This is a genomic window from Actinokineospora lacus (genome assembly GCF_053813445.1).
The window spans coordinates 792,044-804,453 of record NZ_JBQERA010000001.1 but is presented as its reverse complement, the minus strand read 5'-3'; the positions used below and the strand labels follow the sequence as shown (position 1 = coordinate 804,453).

At 70.5% G+C, this 12,410-nt stretch carries 14 protein-coding genes and 3 tRNA genes; 7 read left to right on the top strand and 10 right to left on the bottom strand.

Translation table 11 applies throughout. The annotated features are described in order from the left end of the window. Positions 1-76: 76 nt before the first annotated feature. The 5 genes from ACTG9Q_RS04025 to ACTG9Q_RS04005 all read right to left on the bottom strand — a co-directional run bounded on the left by ACTG9Q_RS04025 (position 77) and on the right by ACTG9Q_RS04005 (position 4,558). Positions 77-149 (bottom strand) — tRNA-Met (locus tag ACTG9Q_RS04025). Positions 150-213: 64 nt separating this feature from the next. Further along, a tRNA-Thr gene (locus tag ACTG9Q_RS04020) sits at positions 214-286 on the bottom strand. A gap of 65 nt (positions 287-351) precedes the next feature. After that, complete coding sequence (locus ACTG9Q_RS04015; protein WP_455571190.1) at positions 352-2,994, bottom strand: putative bifunctional diguanylate cyclase/phosphodiesterase; 2,643 nt, start codon at positions 2,992-2,994, stop codon at positions 352-354. A 183-nt stretch (positions 2,995-3,177) separates the two neighbouring features. Continuing rightward, a complete protein-coding gene (locus ACTG9Q_RS04010; RefSeq protein ID WP_455571189.1) occupies positions 3,178-4,173 on the bottom strand; it encodes a winged helix DNA-binding domain-containing protein in 996 nt (331 codons plus the stop codon). Beyond that, positions 4,148-4,558: a VOC family protein gene (locus ACTG9Q_RS04005; protein WP_455571188.1), complete on the bottom strand. Its 411-nt coding sequence runs from the start codon at positions 4,556-4,558 to the stop codon at positions 4,148-4,150. The genes ACTG9Q_RS04010 and ACTG9Q_RS04005 overlap by 26 nt, the downstream gene beginning before the upstream one ends. A 100-nt stretch (positions 4,559-4,658) precedes the next feature. Between ACTG9Q_RS04005 and ACTG9Q_RS04000 the strand changes: the two genes are divergently transcribed. Continuing rightward, a complete protein-coding gene (locus ACTG9Q_RS04000) occupies positions 4,659-5,192 on the top strand; it encodes a sigma-70 family RNA polymerase sigma factor (protein ID WP_455571187.1) in 534 nt (177 codons plus the stop codon). Next, positions 5,189-6,328 carry a hypothetical protein gene (locus ACTG9Q_RS03995; protein WP_455571186.1) on the top strand — a complete coding sequence of 380 codons (1,140 nt, stop codon included), beginning with the start codon at positions 5,189-5,191 and terminating at the stop codon, positions 6,326-6,328. The genes ACTG9Q_RS04000 and ACTG9Q_RS03995 overlap by 4 nt, the downstream gene beginning before the upstream one ends. A 17-nt stretch (positions 6,329-6,345) precedes the next feature. On the opposite strand, the gene ACTG9Q_RS03990 is transcribed toward ACTG9Q_RS03995, so the two are convergent. From ACTG9Q_RS03990 to ACTG9Q_RS03980, 3 genes are all read right to left on the bottom strand, one after another. Next, a complete protein-coding gene (locus ACTG9Q_RS03990; RefSeq protein ID WP_455571185.1) occupies positions 6,346-6,870 on the bottom strand; it encodes a hypothetical protein in 525 nt (174 codons plus the stop codon). Between the two features lie 774 nt (positions 6,871-7,644). Next, positions 7,645-8,064: a type II toxin-antitoxin system VapC family toxin gene (locus tag ACTG9Q_RS03985; protein ID WP_455571184.1), complete on the bottom strand. Its 420-nt coding sequence runs from the start codon at positions 8,062-8,064 to the stop codon at positions 7,645-7,647. After that, complete coding sequence (locus ACTG9Q_RS03980; RefSeq protein ID WP_455571183.1) at positions 8,061-8,339, bottom strand: hypothetical protein; 279 nt, start codon at positions 8,337-8,339, stop codon at positions 8,061-8,063. Before ACTG9Q_RS03980 ends, ACTG9Q_RS03985 begins: the two co-directional genes overlap by 4 nt. A gap of 810 nt (positions 8,340-9,149) precedes the next feature. On the opposite strand from ACTG9Q_RS03980, the gene ACTG9Q_RS03975 reads away from it, so the two are divergent. Beyond that, entirely contained in the window at positions 9,150-9,371 is a 222-nt protein-coding gene (locus tag ACTG9Q_RS03975; protein ID WP_455571182.1) for a type II toxin-antitoxin system HicB family antitoxin, read from the top strand. Further along, a complete protein-coding gene (locus ACTG9Q_RS03970) occupies positions 9,368-9,589 on the top strand; it encodes a type II toxin-antitoxin system HicA family toxin (protein ID WP_455571181.1) in 222 nt (73 codons plus the stop codon). The genes ACTG9Q_RS03975 and ACTG9Q_RS03970 overlap by 4 nt, the downstream gene beginning before the upstream one ends. Before the next feature lie 95 nt (positions 9,590-9,684). Here the strand turns inward: ACTG9Q_RS03970 and ACTG9Q_RS03965 are convergent. After that, positions 9,685-9,765: transfer RNA gene (locus ACTG9Q_RS03965), tRNA-Tyr, on the bottom strand. Between the two features lie 134 nt (positions 9,766-9,899). Between ACTG9Q_RS03965 and ACTG9Q_RS03960 the strand changes: the two genes are divergently transcribed. The 3 genes from ACTG9Q_RS03960 (at position 9,900) to rfbA (ending at position 11,574) form a co-directional block, all read left to right on the top strand. Then, on the top strand, positions 9,900-10,391 hold the full coding sequence (locus ACTG9Q_RS03960) for a YajQ family cyclic di-GMP-binding protein (protein ID WP_455571180.1): 492 nt from the start codon (positions 9,900-9,902) through the stop codon (positions 10,389-10,391). 71 nt (positions 10,392-10,462) lie between these two features. Beyond that, positions 10,463-10,672, top strand: a complete 210-nt coding sequence (locus tag ACTG9Q_RS03955) for a hypothetical protein (protein WP_455571179.1) — start codon at positions 10,463-10,465, stop codon at positions 10,670-10,672. Between the two features lie 20 nt (positions 10,673-10,692). Continuing rightward, the gene (gene rfbA / locus ACTG9Q_RS03950; protein WP_455571178.1) at positions 10,693-11,574 is read left to right on the top strand and encodes a glucose-1-phosphate thymidylyltransferase RfbA; all 882 of its coding nucleotides are present in this window, start codon (positions 10,693-10,695) and stop codon (positions 11,572-11,574) included. Here rfbA and ACTG9Q_RS03945 read toward each other — a convergent pair. Then, a complete protein-coding gene (locus tag ACTG9Q_RS03945; RefSeq protein ID WP_455571177.1) occupies positions 11,564-12,391 on the bottom strand; it encodes a M48 family metalloprotease in 828 nt (275 codons plus the stop codon). The two genes, rfbA and ACTG9Q_RS03945, sit on opposite strands and share 11 nt — an antisense overlap. Positions 12,392-12,410 lie beyond the last annotated feature (19 nt).

Sequence of the window (12,410 nt, the reverse complement as noted above, 5' to 3'; positions counted from 1 at the left end):
GTCTGGGGGCCCGCCCCCAGGGTAAATGGCGCAGCGATCGTTCGGCGCTATCCGCCGACACACTTCGCCCGTCGCGTAGCGGTGGCCGGACTTGAACCGACGACACAGCGATTATGAGCCGCTTGCTCTACCAACTGAGCTACACCGCCTGGCATGGAACAAGGCCACGATACGTGGCAGCTACCTGCTATGTATCGCGGCCTGGTCCCACCGAGCCCCTTTACGGAATCGAACCGTAGACCTTCTCCTTACCATGGAGACGCTCTGCCGACTGAGCTAAAGGGGCCTTGTCCCTGGGGACGCTGGATACTTTACACAGCCCCGGTCCTGGCTCCAAAACCGGGGGGCCTGTCAGGTCAACAAGGTGAGCACCATCTCATCCCGGACGCCGCGCGCCTGCGTCGTGCGGGCCTGCAGCCACGCCTCCAGCCTGCTCTCCGACAGGGGCCGGGAGATCAGGTAGCCCTGGGCGACGTCGCAGCCCATCGCGGTCAGCTGGTCGCGGGCCAGGTCGTCCTCGACGCCCTCGGCCACCACGGTCAGGCCGAGGGAGTGCCCCAGCTCCACAATGGAGCGCACCACGGCGTGGTCGCCGAGGTCGGTGCCCATGCCGAGCACGAAGCTCTTGTCGATCTTGACCTCGTCCACCGGGAGCTGGCGCAGGTAGGCCAGCGAGGAGTAGCCGGTGCCGAAGTCGTCCACCGCGAGCACGACGCCCAGGGAGTGCAGCGCGCGCAGCACCGGCAGGGCGCGCTGCGGGTCGGCCATGACGCCGGACTCGGTCAGCTCCAGGGTCAGCAGCTCCGGCGGCACCTCGTGGCGGGCCAGGGCCTCGGCGACGCGGTCGGGGAAGGTGGCGTCGTCGAGGCTGCGCACGGACAGGTTGACCGCCGCGGAGATCCGCAGGCCGCGGTCCATCCACTTGCGCACCCGCATGAGCGCCTGGTCCATCACGAACCCGGTCAGCGCGTCGACCAGGCCCGCGGCCTCGACGGCGGGCACGAACTCGTCCGGGTCGAGCTTGCCGAACTCCGGGTGCCGCCAGCGCACCAGCGCCTCCACGCCGAGCAGCTGGCGGCTCGGCAGGGCGACCTTGGGCTGGTAGTGCACCTTCACCTGCCCGGTCTCCAGCGCCTGGCGGAACTGGGTGACCAGCTGGAAGCGGCGCAGGAAGATCTGGCCCATGGTCGGCAGGTACGCCCGCACGGCCTCCCCGGAGGAGCGCGCCGCGCGCAGGGCGACGTCGGCGCGCTGGAGCAGGGCGTCGACGTCGAGCTCCACGCCGTGCTCGGCCTCGCCGGTGTGCGGGCTGGCGTAGCCGACGACCGACCCGGCCTCGACGGTGAGCCGGTCGACCGGGTACGGCGCGGTGAGGCCGCTGCGCAGCCGCTCGGCGGCGTCGTGGGCCTGCTCGGCGTCGGTGTCGGCCAGCAGGATGGCGAACGCGCCGCCCTCCAGCCGCGCCAGCGGCACCTCCGGGCCCAGCGCGTCGCGCAGGCGGCGGCCCGCGGCCACGATCATCCGGTCGCTCCAGGCGTAGCCCAGGGCGTCGCTGACGGCGGGCAGCACGTCGAGGTCGATGCGCAGCACCACCGAGTCGGGCTTGGTGCGCAGCAGGTCGCCCGCGGTGCGGCGGAAGCCGGGTCGGTTGAGCAGCCCGGTCAGCGGGTCGTGGTAGGCGTCGTGGCGCAGGGTGGCCAGCAGGCGGCGGTTGTCCAGCGCGGTGGCGAGGTGGCTGGCCATGGTGCCGATGAGCCGGACGTCGGCCTGGCCGAAACCGCGCCAGCGGGAGAGCTTGTCGTGCGCCTCGACCACGCCGAGCAGGTGGCTGGCGCTGCGCAGCGGGGCGACGAGCGCCTCCTCGACGCCGCGGCGCAGCAGGCCCTGGCGGACCTCGGGCACCGAGTCCACGCGCCGGAAGTGGCGCACGTGCGCGCCGGGCAGGCGCAGCAGGGCGTCGGCGCGCGGGCCCGCCGCGTCGAGGTCGACGGTCTCGGCGGGCAGGTCGTCGCCGGAGACGACGGTGTGCAGCGGGGTGTTCGGGTCGAAGCGCAGCCGCAGCACGACGCGGGCGGCGCCGAGCTGGTCCTTGACCCGGTCGGCGATCACCTGCCACTCGTCGGCGTCGGTGACGTCAGTGCCCTCGGTCGGGTCGGCGACGCCCAGCGAGGGCTTGGCGGCGGCCTGGTGCCCCGAGCGGGCGACCATGAGGCTGACCTCGGAGAGCGCTTCGAGGTCGCGCTGCTCGCGCAGCAGGCCGGAGTAGGCGATGTACAGCGCGCCCAGGCCGGACAGGGCCAGCACCAGCAGCGGCCAGCCCCACTCGGCGTACACGGCGACCTGGTAGCCCACGACGCCGACGGAGGCGTTGACCAGGCCGAGCACGAGGGTGCGCAGGAACAGGCGGGCGGCGGCGCCCAGGCGCATCCTGCGGCCGAGGATGCGCACGCAGACCAGGGCGAGCAGGGTCGAGGACAGCGGCGCGGCGAGCGCACCGGCGACGACGCCGGTCCACGACGGCGCGATGCCCTCCAGCAGGTCGTTGAGCCAGTTGGCGACGGCGAACGCGGCGCAGATCTCGAAGATCATGGCGCCCGCGTTGTAGAGGATGCGGTCCTGGACCCTGCGGATCAGCAGCGTGCCGACGCCCGCGAGCAGGTGCGCGGCGAGCACGACCTCGAACGGGGCGACGAACAGGCCGATCACCAGCGGGATCTCGCAGAAGGTGATCGACCACGAGACGCCGCTGCGCACGTCGACGTTGATCGCCAGCTGCTCGGCGAGCAGGAAGCCCAGGGCCAGCAGCAGGCCGACCCACACGGCCTGGTTGTCCGGCTGCGGCAGCCACCACGACAGCAGGCCCGCGACGATCACCGCGGAGACCAGGATGAGGATCGAGAAGGCTAAGAAGAGCCGGTTGGGTGCTTCCTCAGCGGGCCAGTTCTGGGCCTCGGCCTGCGGCTGCGGTTCCCGCGCTCCGGGGTGGTCCGGCATACGACCTCCTCGGACAGCCTGGTCGGCGACGGCGGAGAAACTGTACCCCGATCAGGCGACAGGGGCACGTGTCTCAGTTACAGGGGGACACAACCACGCCGAGCGTTCACCCCGAGACCGGGTCGCGGTACCGCCTAACGTTGTTTTTCCGGGGATGTGGCGCGTCTCGCACGCGACGGTCAGCTACTCGCGCAGCCTGACCTCGGCGCCGAGGAAGCGGCCGAGGTCCGCGACTTCGGCGCGGCAGTCCGCCGGGACAGGCCCGGTGACCTCGACCAGGTGCTCGGAGAGGTTCTTCCAGGTGCCGACGACCTCGCCGTCGGCCAGGACAACCGGCATGATCATGCCCGCGCGGAAGACCAGCGCCGACCAGCGCGGCGGCACGATCAGCTCGCGGTCCTTGTGGCCGAGCAGGTAGTCGTCGAAGTGGCCGAGCAGGCGGACCGAGGGGCCGGGGTCGGCCATGGCGGGCGGCTCGGCCTGGGCGTATCCGGCGCGGGCCTTGGCCAGGGGCAGGCCGGACCACGCGGCGAAGTCCTCGGCGGTGGCGGGCGCGTGGCCGTCGAGGTAGCGCTGGGCCAGGCGGGCCAGGGCGGTGTCCTCGTCCAACGCGGTCGTGCCGGGGGCGCGGACGTAGGTCGGGGTCTTGTCGGAGACGTCCGGGCCGCGGACGACCGCGCCGGTCATGGCCGCGTAGGCGATGAGGTGGGCCGGGGCCTGGGTGCGCGGGTCCAGGTCGATGCCCGCGGCCCTGAGGTGGGCCACCAGGTCGGCGCGGGTCCGGGGTGCGGCCGCCGCTTCGGTGATCACCTCGACGCCGCGGGCGCAGAGGTCGTCGGTCAGGCCGAGGCGCGCGCGCCTGCCGCGGCCCGCGTGGGCGAAGCGGGGGCCGAGCAGGCCGACCACCCAGGAGACGTCCTCCCGGGCGAGCACGTGCAGGGTGCCGCGCATCGCCCAGGTGCGCACGAGCGTGCCGTCGGCGCAGGCGGCGTCGACGCCGTGCCGGGTCAGGCCGTCGCCGCGGGCCCGGATCGCGAGCCGGGCGGCGCGGACGTCCTGGGACTGCAGGGCGAGGACGCGGCGCACGGCCTCGACCGGGGTCCTCGCGCGCTCGCCCGCCAGGCCCTGGGCGGCGGTGCGGGCGCGGCGGCGCTCAGCGGGCGAAGATCTGGGACTCATCGGCGAACGCCTTGAACTCCAGGGCGTTGCCCGCCGGGTCGCGCAGGAACATCGTCCACTGCTCGCCGGGCAGGCCCTCGAACCGGACGTAGGGCTCGATGACGAACCCGGCGCCCGCCGCGCGCAGCCGCCTGGCCAAGGCGTGGAAGGCGGGGACGTCGAGCACCAGCCCGAAGTGCGGGACCGGGACGCCGTGGCCGTCGACGGGGTTGCTCGCCTCGGGGCCCTTCGGGGCCAGGTGGGTGACGAGCTGGTGGCCCATCAGGTCCCAGTCCACCCAGGTGTCGCTGTCGCGGCCCTGGGGGCAGCCGAGGACCTCGCCGTAGAAGGCGCGGGCGGCGGTGAGGTCGTCGACGGGGATGGCGAGGTGGAAGGCGGGCCGCATGCGCCGACCGTAACGCCTAGGCAACGACCGGACGGAGCGGCAACCTTTCCGAGGGGTCCCCCGGTCTAGGGGGTGAGCCAGGCGGAGGGGGAGGTGGGTTGTGCGCGCGGAGCCGGAGTTCGACGAGTTCGTGCGTGAGCGCTACCCCCAGCTCCTGCGGTACGCCGTCATGCTCACCGGCAGGCAGTGGGACGCCGAGGAGGTCGTGCAGGAAGCCCTGCTGCGCTGCCTGAAGCGGTGGCGCAGGGTGCAGGCGGACAACGCGGTCGCGTACGTGCGCAAGGCGATCTACAACGAGTTCCTGCGCGCGGCGAAGAAGGCGGCGCCGGTCGCGCCGGAGGAGATCGCCGAGCAGCTGGACATGACAGACATCGCGGGCGCGGTGGTCAGCCGCGACCATGTCCTGGTGGTGTTGCAGAAGCTGCCGCCCCGACAGCGCGCCGCGGTGGTCGCGCGGGTCGTGCTCGACCTCTCGGAGGCGCAGGCCGCCGTGGAGCTGGGCTGCGCCGTGGGCACGGTCAAGTCGCTGACCAGCCGGGGTCTGGCCCGGATGCGGGAGATCTGGGAGCTGGAGCAGGGCGCGGCCGGATCGTCGGATCTCTCGGACTACTCGGGGAGGAGGAGGGGGAGATGACCGTCGACGAGCAGGACCCCGCCGTGGTCCGGCTACGCGAGGAGTCGGGGTCGGTGCTGGTCGCCCCCCGGGGAGCCGACCTCGTCCTGCGCCGGGTGCACGAGCGGCGCCGGGTGCAGCGGCAGCACCGGATGCAGGCGGTCGCGGCGCTGGGGGTGGTGCTGGTGGCCATCGTCGGGGCGGTGCTGGTGCCCCGGGGGGCGCAGTCGCCGTCGATCCCGGCCGCGGCGGTGCCCGCGGTGGCCGAGTGGCCGATGCGCGGTTCGCTGGCCGAGGACGCCGACCTGCTGGCCCGCGCCGAGGCGGTCTGGCGAAGGAGTCCGCACCGGCCGTCGGGGGCGGTGCGGGCCCTGTTCGCCGGGGCGCCGGAGTACTTCGGGACGGCGAACTTCGCCGTGGTGGCGATGGCCTCGACCGAGGGGGCGGTCGCCTTCGTCACCACGCCGGTGGGGCGCCAGATCGACACGTCGACCCTGCTGCTGCGGGCGACGTCCAGGGTGACGGCGGGTCAGCCGGGGATCGGGTTCATCGCCGCCCGGCCGGACCCGCGCGACGAGGTCAGCGGGGTCGCCTTCGGGCTGGGCGCGCCCGGCGCGGGGTTGAGCCTGCGGTCCTCGGAGATCGACTTCCCGATCGGCGGCCCGGTGCCGGGGGCCGACGGGGCGGTGTGGACGCAGGTGCCCGCGGGCGTCGGGGCGTGGAACAGCAGCTTCGAGGCGGGCCCGCTCGGCGGCGTCGTGCCCGCGGCGGGTACCGCGGACCCGGTGACCGGTCCGGTGGGGCTGCGTTCCGTGGCCGAGGGGCTGGTCGCCGACGGGGCGTCGGCGGGGGATCTGATCGTCACCTCGGCGGGGCTGCTCGGGGTGGTCGCGTCAGGGGGTCTGGTCGACACCCGGCTCTCGGCGCTGGGCGAGGTGCGGATGTACCACTCCGGCGTCACCGGGACCGTCACCGACGCGGGCCGGTTCCTGCCGAGCGGTGAGGTCAGCCCGGGCAACCGGGTGCTGCTGGTGCGCGGCGACATCACGGTCACCGTGGGCCGCGTGGTGGAGGACGGGCCGGGCTGGCGCCTGGAACGTGCCGTCGACCCGGCCGCCGCCGCTCGGGAAACCGCTCGGCGGGTGAGCCCGGAATGACCCACCCGCCGCCGCCGTCAGGTCGACGCCCAGCCGTCGCCCCACACGCTCTTGCTGCCACCCCAGTCCTTGACCAGGCGGAAGTAGTGCTCGTGGTAGGGGTAAAGGCCGGTCCAGCAGTACCCGTAGTAGTTGCCGTTGACCGAGTAGCGCACCGTCGCCCCGACCCTGGTGTCGGTCCCGTAGGCGTTCCACATCTCGACCCGGATCTCCCGGCCCCACCACGTCGGCTCCGCACTGCCCGTCCCGCGCAGGTTGACGCAGGCGCGGCCGTCGTAGGACGGCCAGAAGGTCCGGGAGTTCAGGCTGTAGCCGAAGCTGAAAGTGAAGTTGAAGGGCAGGTAGACCCCTTGCACGGTCATCTCGTCGACCTTGAGCCCCTCCCCCTCCCGCATGTCGAAGACGGGCGCTCCCGCGACTGGACCACCCTGCGCCCGCGGGGCGACGACAACAGGCGGCTCCTTGACCGGCCGCTCCGGCGGATCGGCATGCGCGGCCTGAGCCAGTGACGTGACCGCGAACAGGGTGAGCAGAATGGGCAACAGGCGATGTTTGGGTCTCATGGACTCGGACTCCCGCAAGATCATTCCCGGACAATGGGGAAATCTAACCAGCTTGTTCGATTCGAACACCCCCCGTCCAGGCGACCCCCCTCCCACCTGCTCTTTTCGCCAGACGACGAACGTCCAAACGGCCCAGCGCGACAGGCCGAAAAGCCTAATCGGATTCGGTTAATAGGAATTCCTCACCCAATCCAATCGCCACCGGTTAAAAACAGAATCCCCCCGCCGCCGCCCTCACGCGCGCGGGGGCTCCAGGGGCCCGGGCCACGCTTGCAGGGAGCGAGACCCGGGCCCCGCCCCACTCACGACCACACGGCCCACCACATACCCACGCCTCCGGTGGCAGCACGTTCGCACAAGCCCGAACACTGTCGGTATGAGCGACCGAACGCCGACCGCCGCAGTGCACCAGGAAGAGGACTGGTACATCGCCCAGTGTCTCGAGATCGACGTGGCCAGCTAAGACCAATCGACGATCGTCGCCCCTTCACGCACCTTCTAGCTCCGCCAAACAAGCAAAGCTCCGTGACTATTCCATACTGATCACGGGGGCGCTTCTGCTGTTGTGGCGGGTAGAGGATTCGAACTTCTGAAGCTTTCGCGACGGATTTACAGGCGGCTGACCTGCGACGATGCAGTCGCCCACCTGGGCACAGGCCACCCGGATGAGGTAGCGACGACAGGCGTGAAGGCACCATTGGCCGGAGTTCGCACCCAAACTCGCACCCATGCCGGTCCTCTGTGGAGATACACCTACGCCAGCATGCCCGGCGCGGCTACGGGCAGCCCTGCCGCAATGGCCGAGTCAAGAAGCCGCTTGTCGTACGTGACAAACGCTGAGAGCGCCGTTGCCGTCTCGGAGACGATCACCTGAGCGGTTGCGAGATGGATCGCATCGAGCGTTCGCAGAGTCGCTTCCGGGTACGCGCCCGCAGTGGCCCGAATGACGTCAGTGATCTGCACGCGATACAGCCGAGCCAGCACGGCCGGAATCCCCGGCAACGCCGCAGGAGCGCTGCGACGAAGCGCCCTGACCGTCTCGATCTCCACCAACACCGAAGACACGAGCTGCGCACCCGAACGACCTGTCGCGTTGAGCCACGCGACGAGATCGGAGCTGTGGTCCTCGTTGTGCACGAGCTTGATGACCGCGCACGAGTCGAGGTAGATCACCAACGCTCCTCGTCACGATCGGCCACCAACCGGTCCGACACGTTCACACGTCGGCTCCCCTGCGGCGGAGGCACGGGAATGGGGCCACGGACCGACGGCGCGATCGCCTCCCCGGACGCAGCCATCGACTGAAGCGTGGTCACCGCAGTCGCCCTTCCCACCATGCCGCCCGAGGCGACCAGAGCGGCCTCGGCACGACGAGACACGACATCCTTGGCCTTGCGCGCCACCCCTGCGACCCTGACGGACTTGATCAGCCCTTCCGGCACCGACACGTGCCCGACCGCCAGGCGCCCACGGGAACTGAGCCGGCGATGAACACCAGAAGCCCCGTGACGTCTCCTGCTCGCAGGCGGCGTGGTCATGAGCAAAGTGTAGCCGGAGCAGCCCGGCAACTCACGAACAGAGAAACACCTCGGACCTGGGAAGACTCACCAGGCCGCCCACGAGAACGCCGATCGTCGAGACACGTCCCGCCAGCGGCAGTGCCGCACCCAGCAAGAAACCCAGCCCAGGCGCGAGTACTCGCCCAACCTCGACGACCTTCGCCCACCACTTCCGCACCCATTCCGATTCTCAAGAGATGACCGAGCCTCAGACACAACCACCGATCGGTCGCACGACACCCAACTCGACATCCCTCGCCCACGCGCCCATCGGCCACAACGAAAGCGACCCCCAGGAAAGTCCTGAGGGTCGCACCCAAAGATCACCGAACGCGAGCGTCTTCGATCTTGGCTTCGTTACTCATGCTGGTCAGACCAGCTTGTGGCGGGTAAGGATTCGAACCTCTGAAGCTTTCGCGACGGATTTACAGGCGGCTGACCTGCGAAAGTGCGGGCCGTTACGTGGGCAAAGACCACCTGAACAGGTAACAGGGACAACCGTGGAGGCGTCGTCGGCATGGGTTCGCACCCAAACTCGCACCCATGATATTCCACTAAGGACAGAAGGGCGAAGAGCGCCCGGGGCTGGCGGCCTGCCAAGGAGCTCGGCTGGGAAGGGCTGTGGCGAGCTGTCTGCTGCGTCCTACGGGCTTGTGACCGGGGCTGACGTGGGCGTTCGTAGATGCGAGACTGGCTAGCATGACGAGCGATCGGACGCTGACCGCGGCGGTGCATCAAGAGGAAGACTGGTACATCGCGCAGTGCCTGGAGGTCGACGTGGCCAGTCAGGGCCAGTCGATCCAGGAGGCTTTGGCCAGCCTCCGCGAAGCCGTGGAGCTGTACCTGTCCGAAGTTCCCGACCCTCAGATCACCTCGACTCCGTTGGTGACGTCGTTCCAGGTACCCGGAACAGCCGCGTGAGCCCTGCCCTGTCGGACCTACCGGTCCGCAAGCTCACCCGCGTGCTCGAATCCCTGGCCTTCGAGCACACGCGCACCAAGGGCAGCCATGCTGTCTACCGTCACGCGGACGGCCGCACGGTCATCGTCCCGATGCACGGCACAGTCAAGCGCGGGACGTTGGCCTCAATCCTCCGCCAAGCCGGCCTGACGGCCACCGAGTTCCTCAACCTTCTCTAGCTCTGCCTCTACGCCAACAAGCCGGACGCAGCTGGACCACACAAAAACATCCCCGCGACCTGTTCGAACTGGTCACGGGGATGTCTCTGCTGTTGTGGCGGGTAGAGGATTCGAACCTCTGAAGCTTTCGCGACGGATTTACAGTCCGCTCCCATTGGCCGCTCGGGCAACCCGCCGGGGTCCGGTGGTGGCCGGACGGGGAGACCTTACCGAATGGGCGGGGGTGGGTTCCAGCGGGTACCCCGGTGTGGGGCTGGCGGTAGCATCCGAGGCTCTACCAGCTTGGTTATGGCACGGAGGTGCGAGGCACGTGGCGGACCCGTCGTTCGACGTGGTGAGCAAGGTCGACCGGCAGGAGGTCGACAACGCGCTGAACCAGGCGGCCAAGGAGTTGGCCACGCGGTTCGACTTCCGGAACACCGGGGCGCAGGTGTCGTGGGCCGGGGAGGAGGCGATCGCCTTCCAGGCCGAGACCGAGGAGCGGTGCGCGGCCGCGATCGAGGTGTTCAAGGAGAAGCTGATCAAGCGGGGGATCTCGCAGAAGGCCTTCGACGTCGAGGAGCCCGAGCTCTCCGGCAAGGTCTACAAGGTCACCGGGAGCCTCGTGCAGGGCATCTCGTCGGAGAAGGCCAAGGAGATCGCCAAGAAGGTCCGCGACGGCGGCCCCAAGGGCGTGCAGGCGCAGATCCAGGGCGACCAGCTGCGGGTCTCCGGCAAGAAGAAGGACCACCTGCAGGACGTCATCGCACTGTTGAAGTCGGAGGACTTCGGCATTGCCCTGCAGTTCACCAACTACCGGTAACTTCGCACGCTGAGAGCGGAAACCCGGTCCGCCCCAGCGCATGGTGACCTCAAGAGGGATCGGAGGACACCATGCGAGAAACCATGGCGCGGGCCGGGCATCTCGGCCTTGCCGAGATCGACCGCAGGCTGGCGTGCGCGAACCAGGCGATCGACCTGGCGCTGGCGATGCGCGACCGCAACCGCTTCCACCGGGCCTGCGACGTGCGGGCCGACTTGCTCACACTTCGAGCCGAGCGCGAGCGGCTGGAGGGGTCGGGGGAGACAGAATCAATCTGGTAGCCAACGAGTAGGAGCGCGTGATGAAGGGCATCGTCCTCGCCGGGGGCAGCGGGACCCGGTTACACCCCATCACCCAGGCGGTGTCCAAACAGCTCCTGCCGGTCTACGACAAGCCGATGGTCTACTACCCGCTCTCGGTGCTGATGCTCGCGGGCATCCGGGACGTGCTGATCATCTCCACCCCGGTGGACCTGCCCAACTTCCGCCGACTGCTCGGCGACGGGTCGCGCCTGGGGATGCGCTTCGCCTACGCCGAGCAGGCCGAGCCCAACGGCCTGGCCGAGGCGTTCATCATCGGCGCCGACTTCATCGGCGACGACGACGTGGCCCTGGTCCTCGGCGACAACATCTTCTTCGGCCACCGCTTCATCGAGCAGTTGCAGGAGAGCCTGGCCACGCTGGACGGGGCCACCCTGTTCGGCTACCGGGTCAAGGACCCCGAGCGCTACGGCGTCGGCGAGGTCGACGCGGCCGGGCGGCTGGTCTCCATCGAGGAGAAGCCCGAGCAGCCGCGGTCGAACCGGGCGATCACCGGGCTCTACTTCTACGACAACCAGGTCGTGAAGATCGCCCGCGGGCTGACCCCCTCGGCGCGCGGCGAGCTGGAGATCACCGACGTCAACCTGGAGTACCTGCGGCAGGGCCGGGCCAAGCTGGTCGACCTCGGCCGCGGCTTCGCCTGGCTGGACACCGGCACGCACGACTCGCTGCTGGAGGCCGGGCAGTTCGTGCAGACCCTGGAGCACCGCACCGGCGTCCGGGTGGCCTGCCTTGAGGAGATCGCCCTCGACCAGGGGTTCATCACCCCCGAGGCGACGTACGCGCTGGGACTGGAGCTGGCCAAGTCCGGCTACGGGCAGTACGTCATGAGCGTGGCCAAGACGGCGGGCGCTACCGGCTGAGCCGCCGGACGCGCTCGGCCATCGGCGGGTGCGTGGCGAACCGGCGGGCCTGCCGGGCCCCGGCCGGGAACGGGTTCGCGATCATCACGTGGGCCTGCGACAGCAGCGCGGGCTGGGGGGCCAGCGGCGCGACGCGCGTGCCCCTGTCGAGCTTGTCCAACGCCGACGCCAGACCTAAGGGGTCACCGGTGAGGCGGGCGGCCTCGGCGTCGGCGCGGTACTCGCGCGTGCGGCTCACGGCCAGCCGGACCATCGTCGCGGCCACCGGGCTGAGCACGGCGACGGCGAGCAGGGCGATCGGGTTGTCGTCCTCGTCGTCGCCGAACAGGCCGCTGACGGCGGCGGCGCCCGCGACCAGGCCGACGGCGCCCGCCAGCGCGCCCGCCACCCCCGCGGCCAGCGTGTCGCGGTGGGAGACGTGGGAGAGCTCGTGGGCCAAGACGCCACGCAACTCGCGCTCGTCGAGCAGCTCCAGTAAGCCGGTGGTGCAGCAGATGGCGGCGCTGCGCGGCCCGCGGCCGACGGCGAAGGCGTTGGGCGCGGCGGTGGCGCTGATGTAGAGCTGGGGCATGGGGGTGCGCGCCTTGGTCGCCAGGTCGCGCACGACGCGGTACAGCGCGGGCTGCTCGGCCTCGGAGACCGGCCGGGCCCGCATGGCGCGCAGGGCGCCGCGGCCGGAGTTGAGGAAGGCGTAGGCGTTGACCGCGATGACGGCGACCGCGGCGATCACGAGCACGTCGAACAGGGCGCCGAACAGCAGGATCAGCGCGGTGATCGCGCCGAGCAGCAGGGCGGCCCGCAATCCCTCGCGGTGCATGCGCTTTCCCCCCTTCGGT

What these genes read in the sequence shown, in the direction of transcription:
- ACTG9Q_RS04015 (WP_455571190.1), bottom strand. Translation starts at nt 2,994, where the DNA reads ATGCCGGACCACCCCGGAGCGCGGGAACCGCAGCCGCAGGCCGAGGCC.
- ACTG9Q_RS04010 (WP_455571189.1), bottom strand. Translation starts at nt 4,173, where the DNA reads ATGAGTCCCAGATCTTCGCCCGCTGAGCGCCGCCGCGCCCGCACCGCC.
- ACTG9Q_RS04005 (WP_455571188.1), bottom strand. Translation starts at nt 4,558, where the DNA reads ATGCGGCCCGCCTTCCACCTCGCCATCCCCGTCGACGACCTCACCGCC.
- ACTG9Q_RS03995 (WP_455571186.1), top strand. Translation starts at nt 5,189, where the DNA reads ATGACCGTCGACGAGCAGGACCCCGCCGTGGTCCGGCTACGCGAGGAG.
- ACTG9Q_RS03975 (WP_455571182.1), top strand. Translation starts at nt 9,150, where the DNA reads ATGACGAGCGATCGGACGCTGACCGCGGCGGTGCATCAAGAGGAAGAC.
- ACTG9Q_RS03955 (WP_455571179.1), top strand. Translation starts at nt 10,463, where the DNA reads ATGCGAGAAACCATGGCGCGGGCCGGGCATCTCGGCCTTGCCGAGATC.
- rfbA (WP_455571178.1), top strand. Translation starts at nt 10,693, where the DNA reads ATGAAGGGCATCGTCCTCGCCGGGGGCAGCGGGACCCGGTTACACCCC.
- ACTG9Q_RS03945 (WP_455571177.1), bottom strand. Translation starts at nt 12,391, where the DNA reads ATGCACCGCGAGGGATTGCGGGCCGCCCTGCTGCTCGGCGCGATCACC.